This window comes from Pararhodospirillum oryzae (genome assembly GCF_007992075.1).
GTDB lineage: Bacteria > Pseudomonadota > Alphaproteobacteria > Rhodospirillales > Rhodospirillaceae > Pararhodospirillum > Pararhodospirillum oryzae.
The window spans coordinates 1-16565 of record NZ_BJZO01000040.1; the positions used below are offsets into that span (position 1 = coordinate 1).

15 protein-coding genes and 2 tRNA genes are annotated in these 16565 nt (G+C 68.5%); 4 read left to right on the forward strand and 13 right to left on the reverse strand.

The annotated features are described in order from the left end of the window. Nucleotides 1-11: 11 nt before the first annotated feature. The 10 genes from ROR02_RS08380 to ROR02_RS08425 all read right to left on the reverse strand — a co-directional run bounded on the left by ROR02_RS08380 (nucleotide 12) and on the right by ROR02_RS08425 (nucleotide 8702). The gene (locus ROR02_RS08380; RefSeq protein ID WP_147163575.1) at nucleotides 12-974 is read right to left on the reverse strand and encodes a DMT family transporter; all 963 of its coding nucleotides are present in this window, start codon (nucleotides 972-974) and stop codon (nucleotides 12-14) included. A gap of 129 nt (nucleotides 975-1103) precedes the next feature. Beyond that, nucleotides 1104-1568 carry a PTS IIA-like nitrogen regulatory protein PtsN gene (gene ptsN / locus ROR02_RS08385; protein ID WP_147163576.1) on the reverse strand — a complete coding sequence of 155 codons (465 nt, stop codon included), beginning with the start codon at nucleotides 1566-1568 and terminating at the stop codon, nucleotides 1104-1106. Between the two features lie 640 nt (nucleotides 1569-2208). Beyond that, nucleotides 2209-3717, reverse strand: a complete 1509-nt coding sequence (rpoN, locus tag ROR02_RS08390) for an RNA polymerase factor sigma-54 (protein WP_147163577.1) — start codon at nucleotides 3715-3717, stop codon at nucleotides 2209-2211. Between the two features lie 15 nt (nucleotides 3718-3732). Continuing rightward, nucleotides 3733-4536 (reverse strand): LPS export ABC transporter ATP-binding protein, encoded by an 804-nt coding sequence (gene lptB / locus ROR02_RS08395; protein ID WP_246135465.1) that lies wholly within the window; start codon nucleotides 4534-4536, stop codon nucleotides 3733-3735. Beyond that, a complete protein-coding gene (locus ROR02_RS08400; protein ID WP_147163578.1) occupies nucleotides 4533-5519 on the reverse strand; it encodes an LptA/OstA family protein in 987 nt (328 codons plus the stop codon). The genes lptB and ROR02_RS08400 overlap by 4 nt, the downstream gene beginning before the upstream one ends. Further along, on the reverse strand, nucleotides 5516-6271 hold the full coding sequence (gene lptC, locus ROR02_RS08405; RefSeq protein WP_246135466.1) for an LPS export ABC transporter periplasmic protein LptC: 756 nt from the start codon (nucleotides 6269-6271) through the stop codon (nucleotides 5516-5518). The genes ROR02_RS08400 and lptC overlap by 4 nt, the downstream gene beginning before the upstream one ends. After that, nucleotides 6268-7302, reverse strand: coding sequence for a KpsF/GutQ family sugar-phosphate isomerase (locus tag ROR02_RS08410; protein ID WP_147163603.1), 1035 nt, complete (start codon nucleotides 7300-7302; stop codon nucleotides 6268-6270). The genes lptC and ROR02_RS08410 overlap by 4 nt, the downstream gene beginning before the upstream one ends. Before the next feature lie 271 nt (nucleotides 7303-7573). Continuing rightward, entirely contained in the window at nucleotides 7574-8194 is a 621-nt protein-coding gene (locus ROR02_RS08415) for a ribonuclease D (RefSeq protein ID WP_147163579.1), read from the reverse strand. Between the two features lie 185 nt (nucleotides 8195-8379). Continuing rightward, nucleotides 8380-8466, reverse strand: a tRNA-Leu gene (locus tag ROR02_RS08420). A 149-nt stretch (nucleotides 8467-8615) separates the two neighbouring features. Then, nucleotides 8616-8702 (reverse strand) — tRNA-Leu (locus ROR02_RS08425). A gap of 307 nt (nucleotides 8703-9009) precedes the next feature. Here ROR02_RS08425 and ROR02_RS08430 point away from each other — a divergent pair. Then, complete coding sequence (locus ROR02_RS08430; protein ID WP_307725147.1) at nucleotides 9010-9981, forward strand: complex I NDUFA9 subunit family protein; 972 nt, start codon at nucleotides 9010-9012, stop codon at nucleotides 9979-9981. Nucleotides 9982-10077: 96 nt separating this feature from the next. Here ROR02_RS08430 and ROR02_RS08435 read toward each other — a convergent pair whose 3' ends face one another. Beyond that, a complete protein-coding gene (locus ROR02_RS08435) occupies nucleotides 10078-10539 on the reverse strand; it encodes a hypothetical protein (protein ID WP_147163580.1) in 462 nt (153 codons plus the stop codon). Nucleotides 10540-10725: 186 nt separating this feature from the next. Between ROR02_RS08435 and ROR02_RS16590 the strand changes: the two genes are divergently transcribed. Beyond that, the gene (locus ROR02_RS16590) at nucleotides 10726-11907 is read left to right on the forward strand and encodes a phytochrome family protein (protein ID WP_170245031.1); all 1182 of its coding nucleotides are present in this window, start codon (nucleotides 10726-10728) and stop codon (nucleotides 11905-11907) included. Nucleotides 11908-11947: 40 nt separating this feature from the next. Here ROR02_RS16590 and ROR02_RS08445 read toward each other — a convergent pair whose 3' ends face one another. Next, on the reverse strand, nucleotides 11948-12526 hold the full coding sequence (locus tag ROR02_RS08445) for a YqgE/AlgH family protein (RefSeq protein WP_147163581.1): 579 nt from the start codon (nucleotides 12524-12526) through the stop codon (nucleotides 11948-11950). A gap of 72 nt (nucleotides 12527-12598) precedes the next feature. On the opposite strand from ROR02_RS08445, the gene ROR02_RS08450 reads away from it, so the two are divergent. Beyond that, the gene (locus tag ROR02_RS08450) at nucleotides 12599-14755 is read left to right on the forward strand and encodes a protein-disulfide reductase DsbD family protein (protein ID WP_147163582.1); all 2157 of its coding nucleotides are present in this window, start codon (nucleotides 12599-12601) and stop codon (nucleotides 14753-14755) included. A gap of 411 nt (nucleotides 14756-15166) precedes the next feature. Continuing rightward, nucleotides 15167-16078: a SphA family protein gene (locus tag ROR02_RS08455; RefSeq protein ID WP_147163583.1), complete on the forward strand. Its 912-nt coding sequence runs from the start codon at nucleotides 15167-15169 to the stop codon at nucleotides 16076-16078. 81 nt (nucleotides 16079-16159) lie between these two features. Here ROR02_RS08455 and ROR02_RS08460 read toward each other — a convergent pair whose 3' ends face one another. Continuing rightward, complete coding sequence (locus tag ROR02_RS08460) at nucleotides 16160-16447, reverse strand: helix-turn-helix domain-containing protein (RefSeq protein WP_147163584.1); 288 nt, start codon at nucleotides 16445-16447, stop codon at nucleotides 16160-16162. Between the last annotated feature and the right edge of the window lie 118 nt (nucleotides 16448-16565).

Genomic DNA, 16565 nt, shown 5'->3' on the forward strand with positions numbered 1-16565 from the left:
CTCGGATTACTCTAGCGCGCCAGGGCTTGCGACCGGGGCGTGCCACGCTGGCGGCGCGCGCCCAGGGCGGCCCCCAGTTCAACGATCAGGATGCTGGCGAGGATCAGCGAGGCCCCCACCCACTGCGATCCGTTCAGGCGTTCGCCCAGCACCACCGCCCCGGCCAGGGCGGCGAACAGGGTTTCGGTGGACATGATGAGGGCGGCCGCCGGGGCGGGGGTATGGCGTTGGGCGACCCCTTGCAAGGTATAGGCGACACCCACCGACAGCAGGCCGGCGTACAGAATTTCCCCGATGGCGCCGGAAATCGCGCTCACGGTGGGGGTTTCAAACACCAGGGCGGCGGCCAGGGCCAGGGTGCCGCAGGCCAGGAACTGGGTGACGGCCAGGGTCAGCGGGCGATGGGTGCGCGTGACCAGGATTCCCACCGCGATGACGTGCAAGGCCCAGAACAGCGAGGACAGCACAACCCACCCGTCGCCGGCCGACAGCGAAACGCTGCCACTCAGGCCACCGGTCAGGAACCACGATCCGGCAAGGCCGCCCACCACCCCGGGCCACACCATCCAGCGCACCGGCTGGCGGAACACCGCCAGGCAGATCAGGGGGACCAGCGGCACGTACAACGCGGTCAGGAAACCGGAATTGGTGACCGAGGTCCCCAGGATTCCCACCTGCTGGGTGATCGAGGCGGTGAACAGCACACCCCCCACCAGGGCGAACGCGGCCAAGGTGGTGGCCGAGGCGGGGATGCCGCCCAGGCCGCGCGTTTCGCGCCGGGCGAACGGCAGCACGACCAGGGCGCCCAGCAAGAAGCGCAGGCCGGTGAAGGTCAGGGGGCCCAGGGGCGATCCATCCTCGTCGCCTCCGGTGAACGCCGTCTTCTGAGCCACGAAGGTGGTGCCCCAGATGAACGCGACCAGAAGCAAGACAAGGCTGGCCCGCACGCGGGAAGACAGGAGCGTGTCGGTCATGGGAGTTCCGAAAAACGAAAAAGGCGCGCGCAAGCCAGCCGCCGGGGTGCGCAGGCACCCCGCCCGTGCCCTTGGCTTTTCCCGACGCCGCCGGTTCCCCGCGAGGGGAGGCAGGCGTCGGGATGTCGCCTAGGCGGCCTGGGTGGCCTGGGATTGGGAAAGCAAGGTGTACAGGGCGTCGGCCGTGGTGGCGCCGCGCAATTTTTCGCAGATCGAGCGATCGCGCAGCAGTCGCGAAACCCGGGCGAGCGCCTTCAGGTGGTCGGCCCCGGCGGATTCGGGGGCCAGCAACAGGAAGATCAGGTCAACGGGCTGATCATCGATGGAATCAAAATCGATGGGCTCGACCAGCCGCGCGAACAAACCATAAAGGCCGTTGAGCGAGGGCAGCTTGCCGTGGGGAATGGCGATGCCGTTCCCCACCCCGGTCGTGCCCAGTCGTTCGCGCTCCAGCAAAACGTCGAAAATCGCGCGCTCGTGCTGCTCCGTCAGGTCCGCCGCCCGCTTGGCCAGTTCCTGGAGCGCCTGTTTCTTGCTGCTGACCCGCAAATTGGGGAGAATGCTGTCCGGCGTGATGAGGTTGCTGATTTCCATGCGATTTCCTCTTGCGGCCCCGCTCCCGGGGATCCGGAAGTCCGTGACCGTCCAGACCACGACCCGGCCCGGCGTCAGAGCGGGCGGGGCCTGAGCGACACCGGAAAAACCGGGGTCGAGCCGCCTTCCCTCAAACGGCGCCGACGAACGGGCCCGGATCGATGTTCCGGACCGACCCCACGTCAGGCTGTACGAGGATCCGATTTCGGGGCACTCGTCTCCAAGGCATCAAGGAAAAAGCATCTAAGGCCCCTCCTGGTGCTGGAGGCGCTCAGCCCCACGGTCTGCGAAAGGGGCCTTGCTGGTCCTACCGTCGCAGGCGTCGGACAATAGGGGCCACGCTCCGGCCTGTCAAGGTGCATTAGAGTAATACGACAAAACCTTGGGCGTGGATTTTCTTTTCCCGACTATCGGGTTTTGCTTGGGGGGGATGGACAGGAAGAACAAAATCCAGGGCGATTCTGGTTTGATCTCGGTCCCCCGGTCCTTTCCGGCGCCCTCCGGTTCCCGCCTGCCCTTCGCGGACCCCCGGGAGCAGGCGAGAGTTTGTCAGAAAAAAGGGGGCACCGCTTTTCCTGAAAAGACAAACTCGAATAAAGGGAACTGGATTCTGTCTGCTTCAAGATGAAACGGGCAGGCTCTAGAAAGAGGGATTCATCTTGGCGCGGCGGCGCTGGACCGACGAGGGGATTTTCATGCTTTCCCGATACTTGGCCACCGTGCGCCGGGCAATGTCGATGCCTTCTTCCTTCAGGATTTCCACGATCCGGTCGTCGGACAACACCGCCTCGGCGCGTTCCTCGTCGATCAGGGTCTTGATGCGGTGGCGCACGGCCTCGGCGGAATGGCCCTCTCCATTTGCCCCGCCGCCGACGGATTGGGTAAAGAAATACTTCAATTCGAAAATACCGCGCGGGCTGGCCAGGGTCTTGTTGCTGGTCACGCGGCTGACCGTGCTTTCGTGCATCTCGATCGCCTCGGCGATGTCGCGCAGGATCAACGGCTTCAGATGGCGGATTCCGTGGGCGAAAAAGGCGTCTTGCTGGCGCACGATCTCGACCGCCACTTTCAAGATGGTGTTGGCCCGCTGGTCCAGGGCCTTGACCAGCCAGTTGGCCGAGGCCAGCGTTTCGGCGAGGTAGGTCTTGACCTCGCGCCCGCCCCCCTTGGCCAGGCGCGCGTGATAGCGGTTGTTCACCAGCACCTTGGGCAAGGTTTCGGTGTTCAGCTCCACCAGCCAGCCCCCGGCCGGGTCGGGGCGCATCAGCACGTCGGGCACCAGGGTCTGAACCAGGCCGTGCTCGAAGCGAAGGGCGGGCTTGGGATCAAGCGCCCGGATCTCGGCGATCATCTCGGCCAGATCCTCGGCATCGACTCCGCACAGGCCGCGCAGGCTCGCGAGATCGCGCCGCGCCAGAACGTCCAGATGATCGAGCAACGCCACCATCGCCGGATCCAGCCGGTTGCGATCGGCCAGTTGCAGCGCCAGGCATTCGCGCAGCGAACGCGCGAACAGGCCCGGCGGATCCATGGCCTGAAGCCGGCCCAGCACCCGCTCCACCTCCTCTTGCGCGCAGCCCAGGGCGGTGGCGGCCTCGGCGGTGGTTCCGATCAGGTAGCCGGCGTCGTCGAGCATGCCCAGAAGGTGCGCGGCAATCAGGCGATCGGCGGGCGCGGGCAGATCAAGGACGATCTGGGCCTCGATGTGCTCGCGCAAGGTGGGGCCGTCGGCGGCCAGCCGCTCCAGCGGATCCTCGCCCTCGAACGCGCCGCCCTCGCCGCCCGGCCCCCAGGGGGACGCGGTGGCGAACCCTCCCTCGGCCGCTTCCTCCCAGCCACTGGTGGCGGGTCCGTCCTCGTCGCGGGCGGTGTTGAAATCCTGATCGACCGGGGCTTCGTCGACGGAACCCGGGGTCAGATCCAAAAGCACGGTTTCGGCGCCGTCCGGGCGTTCCTCGGGGCGTTCGACCGGCTGCGTGGCCGGCTCGGCGTCCGAGCGCTCCAAAAGCGGATTGCGTTCCAGCTCCTGGTCCACGTAGGCCGCCAGGTCCAGGTTGGACAGTTGCAGCAGCTTGATCGCCTGCTGCAACTGCGGCGTCATGACGAGGGTTTGGGATTGCCTCAGGTCAAGGCGGGGAGACATCACCATGGGGCCGATCCTTGCTCACAAGCTGAACCGGTCGCCAAGGTAGACGCGGCGCACCCCTTCATGGGCGACGATCTCGGAGGGACGCCCCTCCATCATCACCGTGCCCTCGTGAAGGATATAGGCGCGATCGACGATCTCCAGGGTTTCGCGAACATTGTGGTCGGTGATCAAAACGCCGAGGCCCCGGTCCTTGAGATGGGAAACCAGGTCACGGATTTCCCCGACCGCGATCGGGTCAATACCAGCCAAGGGTTCGTCCAGCAGCACGAAGGCCGGACGCGCGGCCAGGGCGCGGGCGATTTCGGTGCGCCGGCGCTCGCCGCCCGACAGGGCCAGCGACGACGTATGACGCAGATGCGAAATGCTGAACTCGGTGAGCAGGGCTTCCAGATCGGCGCGCCGGACCTCGGGATCGCGTTCCACCACCTCCAGAATGCCACGGATGTTTTCCTCGACGGTGAGGCCGCGAAACACCGAGGCTTCCTGCGGCAGGTAGCCCACCCCCAGCCGGGCGCGCTGGTACATGGGCAGCCGGGTGACGTCGCGTCCATCCAGGTAAACCACGCCGTCGTCGGGGCGGACCAGCCCGGTCAGGCAATAAAAACAGGTGGTCTTGCCCGCGCCGTTGGGGCCCAGGAGGCCCACCGCCTCGCCCCGGCGCACCGAAACCGACACGTCGCGCAGCACCCGGCGCTTGCGATAGCGCTTGCCCAGCCCGTGGGCGACCAGACCCAGCACCGGCTCGGGGTGGGCGGCCGGTTCCTCGTCCGCCCCGGTGGGCTCCGTCCCGCCTTGTTGTGCCGCCTGGCGCTTGGTCATGGCTTGTTCTCCGCCCCCCCCTTGGATTGGCCCGGTCCTCCGCCCCCAGGAGTACCCCCCCCTGAGGTGTTGAACAAGGCCCGCGCGCGTCCGCCTCCCTCGCTGAACAGACGGCTGACCCCGGTTTTCATGTTGACGTTGGCCCGCGATCCCGTCAGTTGCTCGCCGCCTTGCGTGGTGATGCGCACGTTCCCCACGAGAGTCGCCAGCCCGGTGTTGGGGTCGTAAGTGGCCTCGTCGCCCCGGATCACCTCGGTTTCGGTCACGACCTCGACGTTACCCTTGGCGGTCATGAACTGGATCCCGGAGCCTTCCGCGCCCGGCGCCGCCCCCTTGGCGGTCCGCCCCTTGGCCGGAGCCGGCCGGGGTTGCGGCTGCGACCGATCGGGAAAGCGCGCGGTCAGCACGTCGGCCTGGATGGTGCGCCCGCTTTCCACCTGCCGGGCCAGCGCCCGGCCGCGCGCCACCGCCAGCGAGCGGTCTTCCCAGTATTCCAGGCTGTCTTGCGCCGTGACCACCTGCGTGGGGGTTTCCAGGCGCGGCGGGCCGCCGGTGACCCAGATCACGCGTCGTTCCAGGTCGCGCACCGCGTGGTCGCCATGAATTGTCTGGTCGGGCATCACGATGCGCGCGTGCCCCACCGCCTCCATGCGGTAGATCGCCGATCCCCCGCCCTCGCCTCCTTCCTGGGCTTGCGCCCCCGACGTGTCGTCGTTTTGCCCCGGGTGGTAGCGCGCGATCAGGCGATCGGCGAAAACCTTGCGGTCGCCTTGCACCGCCGAGGCGTTGCCGCGCGCGATGTACAGGCCCTCGGCCCGGTGCCATTCGATCCCGTCGTCGGCCTGCACTTCCAGCGGTCCGTCGCCGCCTTCGGCGGGCTGGGGGGCCTGGCCCCAGGCGGGGGCCAGGGCCACCGCGAGGCCCCACGCCAGGCCCGCGAGTCCGGCAACAGGAGTGTGTCGTGCGCGGCGGGGCGTGCTCATGGCCGTCCCTTTCCCGCGGTTTCGGGCTTGGGTTTCGGAACCGGTGTCGGGGCCGGGGCCGGCGCGCCAGGCAGCAGGCCGCCCCCGCCGCCCGCGCTGCTTTCGTGCAGCAGCAAGCGGGCGTGCCCGCTAAACACGATGCGCTCGCCGCCTTCCTCGATCGCGAATCCCTCGGAAACGATATCGTAATCCGGTCCCTCGCCCTGGACCGGGTCGTTGCCGTAGGCGCGATTTTTATCGAGTTCGATCATCGCGGATTGAGTGCGAAACTGCAGCCCGTCGTCCCGATAAAACAGCACGTTGCTTTCCAATTCGACGTGTTGATTCGTGTTGGTCAGATAGCCTACGTCGCTGCTCAGCGACAGCCAGCGCCCGGACGCCTGAAGAAGATCGCCCTTCGGGTTGATCAGTCGCAACCGCCCGTCCCCCGACCCCAGGTCGGTGGCGGTGTCGGCGGTCACGACATAAGGGTTGTTGTCGCGATCCGTCCCCATGTAGCGGGGGTTGAGGATGCTGCTGAAATCGGCGCTGCGCGGGTCGAAGGTGGCAAAACCCAAGGCCAGCCCCGCCGTGTGATCGTTGATCCACGGCCACGCCACCAGCACCCCCAAGGTGATGGTGGCAAGACCGGGCAACAGCAGTTTCATGCTGGCGACGAAGCGGCCGTAGCGGGCCGGCACCGCCGCGCTGCGCACGCGCAAGGGAAGGGATTCGGGGTCCGGAACCATGACCACGGGCCCCGGGCCGCTCATGCAAGCCCCGCTCGCAGGCAGTCATGCATGTGCAGGAAACCGACCGCCCGCCCGGTTTCGTCGACCGCGAACAGGCCGGTGATCGCGCTTCGGTTCATCACGCCCAGGGCCTCGACCGCCAAGGTGCCGGGCGCCGTGGTCTTGGGGCGCGGCGTCATCACCGCGCGGGCCGGCAGGGCCAGCAGGTCGGCCGCCATGTGCCGGCGCAAGTCGCCGTCGGTGATGATGCCCAGAAGCCGGCCCTGGGCATCGATCACCCCGGCGCAGCCCAGGCTTTTGGCGCTGATCTCCACCACCGCGTCGGCCATCGGCGTGTCGGGGGAAACCAGGGGCAACTGGGCTTCGGTGTGCATCAGGTCGGCCACCCGCAGCAGGACCCGCCCCAGGCGTCCGCCAGGATGGAACAAGCGAAAATCGCTGGCGGTGAAGCCCCGCCACTCCAGCAGCGCCACGGCCAGGGCATCGCCCAGGGCCATCATGGCGGTGGTCGAGGTGGTCGGCGCCAGGCCATGCGGGCAGGCCTCGGCCAGGGGGGGCAGGACCAGGGCCACGTCCGCCGCCTCGGACAAGGTGGAAGGATGATGGCCGGTGATCGTCACCAGGGGAATCGCCATGCGCCGCGTGTAGGCCACCAGGTCGGCGAGTTCGCTGGTTTCGCCCGAGTTCGACAAGGCAATCACCGCGTCGCCGGGGCCGATCATGCCCAGGTCGCCGTGGCTGGCCTCGCCCGGGTGCACGAAAAAGGCCGGGGTTCCGGTCGAGGCCAGGGTGGCGGCCATCTTGCGCCCGACGTGGCCGCTCTTGCCCATGCCCGACACGATCACCTTGCCCGGTTCGGCGGCGAGCAGGGCCACGGCCGCCCCGAACGCCTGGTCGAGCCCGGCGGCGACCAGCGCCACGGCGGCGGATTCGATTTCCAGCACCCGGCGGCCCACGGCCAGGGAATCGGCGACCGACGGCCGTTCCGACGGCAGGGAATCCCGTGCGGGCGGAACCGGATGGATGGCGGACAACGAGCAATCAGGGGACATCACGGGCGCTTCACGCTGCAAGGGGTCGGGGTTTCGGGGCACGCGGGCCCCCCGTCGGACCGGCCTGCCCCAAGGGAACAGGCCCAAGGGAACAGGCCCAAGGGAACAGGCCCAAGGGAACAGGCCCAAGGGAACAGGCCCAAGGGAACAAGACGGCGCGCCCCGGCCGAGTATGGGGGGGGCGCGCCCTCGGGTCAACGCACGGTGCCCCAGGGCGGTCGACGGGCCCCGCCAGGACCCCGGGAAAAACGCCGACCCGTCGTCGCGGGGGTCAGTGGGCGAACAGGTCCGGGTCGTCCCAGCCCGAGAGATCCAGCAGCGAGCGCGTGGGCAGGAAACGGAAGCACCCGGCCGCCAGGGCCGTCCGCCCCTCCCGGACCAGCAGCGCGTCGAGGCGCTCCTTCAGGGCATGCAGGTAAAGAACATCGCTGGCCGCGTAGCTGATCTGTTCCGCGCTCAGCTCGGGCGCGCCCCAGTCGCTGGTCTGCTGCTGCTTGGACAGCTCGATTCCCAGCAGTTCCTTGCACAGGGTTTTCAGGCTGTGGCTTTCGGCGCTGGTCCGGCACAGCTTGCTTGCGATCTTGGTGCAGTAGACCGGTTCGCACAGCACGCCCAGCCAGTACTGCAACGTGGCGATGTCGAAGCGGCCGTAGTGCATGATCTTCTGCACGCCGTGGCTGCCCAGGATGCTCCGCAGCACGGGCGCGTCCTCTCCCGGCAGGATCTGGACGACATGGGCGGTGTTATCACCCCCCGAGACCTGCACAACGCAAAGCCGGTCGCGCGAAACGCGCAACCCCATGGTTTCCGTATCGACGGCAATGCCGTTGGGGAAGGACAGACCCTCGGGCAGGTCGCCTTTGTGGAGATGGATGGTCGGCGCGGGGCTCATGGGAAACAGTCCGGTGGGGAAAGGGAACGAAAAGGCGGGCGACAGTCGCCGGCGCCATGCCCTGATCCCCCTCGACCTGAAAGGTCAGAGGATCTCCTTGACCCGGAAGGTCAGCGGATCCCCCTTAGACCCGAAGGGTCAGCGGCCGGCCATGGTGCCTGCGGCGCGGGGAGAATATCGAAGAGTGGTGCCCAGGAGAAGACTCGAACTTCCACGGCCTTTCGGCCACAGGTACCTGAAACCTGCGCGTCTACCAATTCCGCCACCTGGGCACACCAGACCCTCGTTTCAAACGAGGTGTCGAAAACCTTGCAACACCGAGACCGGCTTATGTCCAACTGGCGGCAGTCGGACCGGCGGGCGTCGCCCTGAAACGAAGCATTTCTTGTAAACCACCGAAGTGACCCCGAAGGATCGGTGATGGTGCCCAGGAGAAGACTCGAACTTCCACGGCCTTTCGGCCACAGGTACCTGAAACCTGCGCGTCTACCAATTCCGCCACCTGGGCTCAGGCTGCTTCGTTCGGCAGGGAGCGACTGTGTATAGCCGGGCCGGCCGGGTGTCAAAGGGAAAATGACGCGGTCTTGTCTTTTTTTCGCGGTCCCCCCCGGACTCCGGCAAACCGGGGCTTCGCGCGCGGCCCGGGCGTCCGAAGTCTTGCATCCCGGGGGGTTTTCCCTCACCTCTGGGGGGGATAAAACCACCAACGCGCGGGTCGTGGGGTGCGCGCCTTCGTCTCCCCCCCCGTCGCCGACGGCGCCCGCAACACGCGCGGATCAGACGATCAGCCACGCGATCATGAGGAGATGGGGTCCATGGACATGCACGGACGGGTCATTACGGTCTTCGGGGGCACCGGGGCAATCGGGCGGCCCCTGGTTGGGGCCCTGGCCGGACGTGGCGCGCGGGTACGCGTTGCGGTGCGCGATGTCGAACGGGCCCATCCCCTGAAGCCCCTGGGCGCGGTGGGGCAGATCGCCCCGGTGGTGGCCTCGATCACGCATCCGGACTCGGTGCGCCGTGCCGTCGAGGGCGCCGACGCGGTGGTCAATCTGGTGGGCATCCTGGCCGAAAGCGGGCGCAACACGTTCGAGGCCATCCACGCGCAAGGGGCGGCCACGGTGGCCCGCGCCGCCGCCGAGGCCGGCGCCAGCGCCCTGGTGCACATGTCGGCGCTGGGAGCCGACGACAACGGCAAGGCCGAGTACGCCCGCACCAAGGCCCAGGGCGAATCCCTGGTGCGGTCCGCGTTCCCCACCGCCGCCATTATTCGCCCCAGTGTTGTTTTTGGTCCCGACGACAAGTTTTTCAACCTGTTCGCGGGCATGACGCGCTTTTCGCCGGTGCTCCCCTATTTCGACCGGGGCGCCACCGGCAGCCCGCGTTTCCAGCCGGTGTACGTGGGCGACGTGGTCGCGGCGATGGTCCGTCTGCTGGAAGAGCCCGGCTTGCGCGGGCGCGTCCACGAACTGGGCGGGCCCGGGGTGTATTCGATGAAGGAGATCATGGAGCTGGTCGCGCGCGAAACCCGCCGTCCGGTCCGGGTGATCCGCCTGCCGTTCTCGGCCGCGCGCCTTCAGGCCCTGGTGCTGGGGCGTTTGCCCAATCCCCTGATCACCTTGGATCAGGTCGCGTTGATGGAAACCGACAACGTTTTGTCGGGCACCTTGCCGGGGCTGGGGGATCTGGGCATCGAGCCCCAGGCGGTGGAAGCCCTGCTGCCCGAGCAGCTGGCCCGTTTTCGCCCGCTGCACCGCCACGTCATCTTGCGCAAGCCGTCCCGATAACGGCGACCGCGCGCCGGGACGGCCGGTTTCCGGCCGACCCGCCTTGTCCCGGGCTTGGTCCCGGGCCCGCCTTGCCCTGGAGAGGGGAGGCCTTTTTCAGGCCTCTGGCAGGCCCGCGCCGGGCGCGATCGGGGGAGCGGAGGCAACCACGCGCAAGGTGGGCCCCGGGGAGAACGGCTTCCCGGTGGTCGTTCTCAAGCTGGCGCGCAGCACGTCCAGGCCTTCGTCGCAGCGGCCCAGGGCCTCTTCCAGTTCGCTCCACGAGCCGCACAGGGTGTTGAGCACGTCCATCTGCTGATCCAGCGCGCCCAGAAGTCCCTCCACCGCTTCTTGCAACTCGGCCAGCGGCCCCAGGGCCGAGCCGTCCGCCGGCGGCCTTGGGGCCGCGCTGTCCAGGGCCAGCGGCCTTGGGGCCGCGCTGTCCAGGGCCGGCGGCCTTGAGGCCGCGCTGTTCAGGAAGCTCGGGAGCGGGGGAGGCGTCCCCGGGGCAAGCGGGAGCCGGTCGGTCGGGGCGAGCTTGTTGTCGTTGGCGGCATGCATGGCCCGAACAGATGTCATGTGTCCGTCCTCCCTGGAGGGTCTAGACCAAAGGCGGATATCCCGTCGATATGGTAAAGGTGATCTTCCACTTCCAGGGGGGGCACGCCGCCCGGCCGCCCTTGACGGCCCGGCCCGCCCTGCCCGATCCTGCCGCAGGAATTCGGCCCGCACGCCGGGCAGCGCGGCAAGGAAAGGCGTATCCCGATGACCGACCTTCGTGAGACGGGGCAAGCCGGCCTCATCGTTCTGGGCGCGGGCGCCATTGTCGCCGTCGACGCCCTGGTGATCTGGGCCATCCCCGCGACGGGCGTCTGGCCGCCGCTCGTGGCCGTGGGCGTCGTCGCGACGCTGGTGCTGGGCCTCCTGACCGGGCTTGCCGCGCGCCTGGCCGGGCAGGCGACCACGGCCCGGCGCGAGGCCAGGCGACGGACCCGGGCCCTGGCCTTGCAGACCAGGATCCGAACCGCCGTCATGGACGCCTTCGACCAGCCCCTGGCCCTGACCAGCGCCCAGGGACGACGCCTGGCCATCAACCGCGCCTATGGCGCCTTGCCCGATGCGCTGCATGCGGCGGTGACCGAGGCCCTGACCCAGCCCGCCCCCGTTTCCGGCCCCGACACCACCGTGGATGAATTCGCCGCCGGCACCGAGGGGCGCATCCTGGCCTGGACCGCCGACGATGGCCGGACCCGGCGAACCCGCCTGGTGCGCCACCCCATCGCGTCGGGCCTGGGGCTGATCCGCCTGGAGGAGGAGGGGGCCCTGGCCCCGGCTCCCGCCCCGGCCCCGGTTGCCCCCGCGCCCGCGGCCCGGCTCTCGGTCAGCGCGTCGCGGGCCCGGGTCCCTTCCCCCGACGCGCCGCGTGCCCCGGCCCTGCCCGCCAGCCCGGCGGAGTCGCCCAAGCCGGCGGAGTCGGCCGCCCTTCCTCCGGACGACGACGACGTTCCCGTGCCCGTTCCCGTGCCCCCGCCCTCGCCGCCCCGGCGCCCGGCGGCGCCCGAGGGGCCCCTGGACGCGAACGAGGTTCTGGCCAGCGCCCTGGAAGCCCTGGCCGACCGGATCCACGAAACCGGCGCCGACATTCGCAGCGGCGTGTTGCCCATGGTGGTGTGCGCGCGTCCGTGGCTGGAGGATCTGTTGCAAACCCTGGTCGGCACCGCCTTGCACGCGGCGGTGCCCGATCGCCCGCTGCGAATCAGCATCGGCGGCCGGGTCGAGGAGGGCAACGCCATCCTGACCGTGGAGGACAACGGCAACGGCACCGGCGCCGAAACCCTGGGCGACGACCGGCGGGGGCGTTTGCTGTCGGTGAAAAGCAGCCTGGGCGTTGGCACCACCGTGACCGTGACCCTTCCGGCCGCGTCGGGTCCGCGCCCGCTTTCCTGAGCCGCCGGCCGCCAAGGCCGCTTCGTTCGTTTGGAACGGGTCAGGCGTGGCCCATGTTTTCGGACAGCAGGCGGGGATCAATGCCCAGCAGGCCGATGGCGGCGGCGTATTTTTCTTCCAGGGCGACCTCGAACAGCAAATGCCGGTCGGCGGGCACGGTCAGCCAGGCGTTTTCGCGCAGCTCGATATCAAGCTGGCCGGGGCTCCATCCCGCGTATCCCAGGGCCATCAGCAGCCGGTGGGGGCCGCAGCCGGCGGCGATCGCCTTCAGGACATCCAGGGTCGCGGTCAAGGCGACGCTGTCGTCGACGGCCATGGTGCCTTCGTTGTGGTAATCGCGGGTGTGCAGCACGAAGCCCCGCCCCATGTCCACCGGTCCCCCGAACTGCACCCGGACCAGATCGCACTGGGGGGTGGGGTCGATGCCCAGCTGACCGACGATGTCCGGGAACGAAATGTCGTCGAGGCCGCGATTGATCACCAGCCCCATCGCGCCTTCGGCCGAGTGGGTGCACAGATAGATCACGGTGCCGTCGAAGCGAGGATCCCCCATTCCCGGCATGGCCACCAGGCAATGACCGGTCAGGTACCCCTCGTGTGTTTGAACCCTGGGTGTCATGTCTGCTAGATAGGCCGTTCACAGGAGAACGGCAACAGTGCCGTCCCGTGATCCTCGCAGGGAGAGGCTGGCATGGCAAGCGGATGCGCCCGCGCGCCCAAGGCGGTTTGCGCTTTTCTTGTTTTTTTCGCGCATTGGGCCGGCCTGGCCTTCGCCGAGGTTCCGGAGCCCGGCGCGTCCGCCTGGGTGGACAAGCCGCAAGGACGGGTGCGCCTGGTCAGCGCCATTCTGGGAACCGGCCAGGCCGAAACCCTTGTGCTGGGCCTGGAGGTCGATCAGACCCCGCCTTGGAAGATTTACTGGCGCAGCCCCGGCGATGCCGGCTACCCGCCCTCGATCGACTGGAGCGGGTCGGGAAACCTGGCCCGGGCCGCTCTGCGCTGGCCGGTGCCGGAGCGGTTTTCGATCCAGGGCCTGGAAACCGTGGGCTACAAGGGCCCCGTGCTGCTGCCCATCGAGGCCGTGCTGGAACGCCCGGGCGACCCCCTCTTGCTTCAGGCCCGGGTGGACTACCTGACCTGCGCCGAGATCTGCGTGCCGGAACAAGCCTCGTTCTCGCTGATCGTGCCGCCGGGTCCCGCGCTGCCCTCGCCCCACGCCCAGGCCCTGGCCCGCGCCCTTGCCCGTGTGCCGGGCGAGGGCGTTTCGCAGGGTCTCGGCGTTCGCGAAGCCGGGATCGAGGCCGATGGCACCGTGCGGGTGCGGGTGACGGCCGATCCGCCGCTGCGCGCGCCTGATCTGTTCCTTGATTCGCCGGGAGGCCTGGCCTTCCTGCGCCCCGAGGTCCGCGTGCACGACGGCGGGCATGAGGCGACCTTGCGCGCCAAGCCGGTCCCCGGCAGCGGGCCCGCCGGGCAGCCCTTGCGGGCCCTGGTCGTGGCCGATGGCATGCGGGGCGTCGAAGCCCCGGTGGACACCGCGCGCGTGCTTCCCCCTGCCCTGCCCGACGCCGGCGCCGGAGAGGGTCTCCCGGCCAACGCCTCGCTTCTGACCATGGCCGGGCTCGCCGTGCTGGGCGGCCTGATCTTGAACCTGATGCCGTGCGTGCTTCCCGTTTTGTCGCTCAAGATCCTGGGGTTGATCGGCCACGGCACCCGCACCCCCCTGGCCACCCGCCTGTCGTTCCTGGCGACCGCCGGCGGCATCGTGACCAGCTTCCTGGCCCTGGCCGGCGTGGCCATTGCCCTGAAGAGCGCGGGGGCGGTCGTGGGCTGGGGCCTGCAGTTCCAGCAGCCGGCCTTCCTGGCGGCCATGGCCGCGCTTCTCACCGTGTTCGCCGCCAACCTGTGGGGGCTGTTCCACATCCCGCTGCCGGGCTTCCTCGCCCGCCTGGGCAGCGTGGGCCAGGGTGCCCGGGGGATGGCGGGCGCCTTCCTGACCGGTGCGTTCGCCACCCTTCTGGCCACGCCGTGCTCGGCGCCGTTCCTGGGCACCGCCGTGGGCTTTGCCCTGTCGCGCGGGCCCCTGGAGATCGCCTTGATTTTCCTGCTGCTGGGCCTGGGCATGGCCCTGCCCTATCTTGGGGTGGCCGCGTGGCCGCGCCTGGCGGCCTGGTTGCCCCGCCCGGGGCCGTGGATGGGGCCGCTGCGCGCGGTCCTGGGGGTGGCCCTGGCCGGCACCGCCCTTTGGCTGCTCAGTATCTTGCATGTTCAGGCCGGCCTGGGCGCCGCCGGGCTGGTGGCGGGCCTGCTGGTCATGTTGCTGGCCCTGATGGGCGTGGGCGCCCGCTGGCCGCGCGCGCGCGCGGGCGTGGCTCTGGGCGCCGTGGCGGTGATCGCGGCCGTGGTCATCGTGCCCTTGCGCACCGATGCCCTGGGACCGGCGCCGTTTGCCGCCAAGCTCGAAGGCCCGTGGCGCCCGTGGTCGCCGGTCGCCGTGACCGATCTGGTCAAGGCCGGGCGGGTGGTGCTGGTGGATGTCACCGCCGAGTGGTGCACCACGTGCCGGGTCAACCAGATTACCGTGCTCGACCGGGGCGCCGTGGCCGACGGGCTGAAGGGGGGCGCGTTCGACGGCCTGGTGGCCGACTGGACCCGGCCCGATCCGGTCATCGCCGCCTATCTGGCGTCGTTCGGGCGCTATGGCATTCCCTTCAATGTCGTGTACGGCCCCCGGGCCCCCGACGGCATCGTGCTGCCCGAGCTTTTGAGCGAAGCGGCGGTCATGGAGGCCCTGGCCCGGGCCGGAGCCGCGTCCGTGCCCACGCCCGTGCCCACGCCTGTGCACTGAGCGCAACACCCGTGAGGGGCGGGCCGCAAACCCGCCCCCAAGGGGCAAACTTAAGTCAAAGCTGTATTATTGTTGAAACAGAATGGATTGGGCGACGGTCCTAAGAAGTCGTCTTGAAAAAGTGATTATTCTGTTCTTGGGGGGAGCTCATGAAAAACCAGCTCCCCGGGCCTGGAGACTCCCCGGATTGCGGCAAACGCCAGGGAACGCGCGTGTTTTTATCGCACCGCACCCTTGGAAGAACCCTTGCGTCGTCTTTTTCCTCGTTTATGGTACGCCGGCTCACTGAACCGTTGGTGCACTTAAAGCCCCCCCCGTTCCGCGAGGGGTGGAACACAAGGGGGAGGTCCCCCAACGGGGTGCGTGGGCTTCGGGCTATCCACGAAACGAGTGCGCGGAGGGACGCGGATCATGAAGAAAATCATTCTTGCCACGGCGCTGACGGGAACCGTGGCGCTGTCTGGCCAGGCCTCGGCCATGGAATTGTGGGATCCGCACCTGCGCGGCGTGAACGAGGGGCTGGCGGCCGGTGCCCTGCCGCCCAAGGGCGTTTATTTCATGCTGAACAACTACTGGGCCTCGTACCAGATGCATGACGCATCGGGGAACAAGATCCATGGCACCAACCTGTCGGCCCTGGTCGAGGTGCCGGCCCTTTTGTGGTCCACGGGGTGGAAGGTGCTGGGCGCGGATTACGCCATGGCGATTGCCCAGCCCATCACCTTCACCGATTACGAACCCCAGGGCCACGGCAGCGGCAACTGGGGTTTTTTCAACACCATGCTGATTCCCGGCCAACTGTCGTGGGCGATCGATGATTTCCACATCAAGACCGGCCTCACCATTTACCTGGACGACGCCAGCACCACCCCCGCCGACCTGGTGCGCGGCAAGCGGCTGAACGGCGGCCTGCCGTCGGGCAATGGCTACACCGCCGTGCAGCCGGACCTGGGCATCAGCTGGTTGCATGATGGCTGGAACCTGAGCGCCGACATGCACCTGACCTTCCCGGTCGATTCGACCAACGCCCCGGGCTACGAGTATCATTCGGGCGATCAGTTCTCGGCCGATTACACCGCGACCAAGACCCTCGACAAGTGGACCCTTGGCCTGGGCGCCCACCAGCAGCACCAGCTGAACCGCGATACCCTGAACGGCGCGGAAGTGCGCGACAGCATTGCCGCCAACTATGGCCTGGGGCCCATCGTGGGCTATCAGTTCGGGGGGCTGTCGGTGATGGCGACCTGGAACCACACCGTTTATTCCCAAAACGACGTGGCCGACGATTTCGTCAACGTGCGTTTCGTCGCGCCCTTGTTTTGATCTGGTGCCGGTCCTCTCCCCCGGAGGCGGGGTTCGCGTCGCCCTCGGGGGAGTCGGACCGGCAAAACGGCCCCGCCGCCGTTACCGGAGGCCTGGCGTCTTGCGATCGTCGAGAAAGTATTCGGCCACCAGGCGCCCGTCGGCATCGCGAATCCGGCGCGTGCGCACCGGCCAGCCGGCTTGACGCAAATCCCACACCCGGGCCGCCAGACGACGGCACCCAAAGCGGGCTTCGGCCTCGCCCTGGGTCAGGGCCGCGCCGTCTTGAAGGCACGACAGCAGGTCGTCGCGTTGAGAGGTGTCGGCGCGCGGCGGTGAAAACGGCGCGGCGGGAGACAGGGCGGGAAAGGCGCGATCGGACAGAGGCATGGGGATCCTCGCTGACGATGACAAAGGGTGAGGGTTTCAGAATATGAATGACGCTTCGTCATCGATTTGTAGATCAATTCCACAAACCGCGCCAGCCCCAAAGCCCCTTGCGCACGCT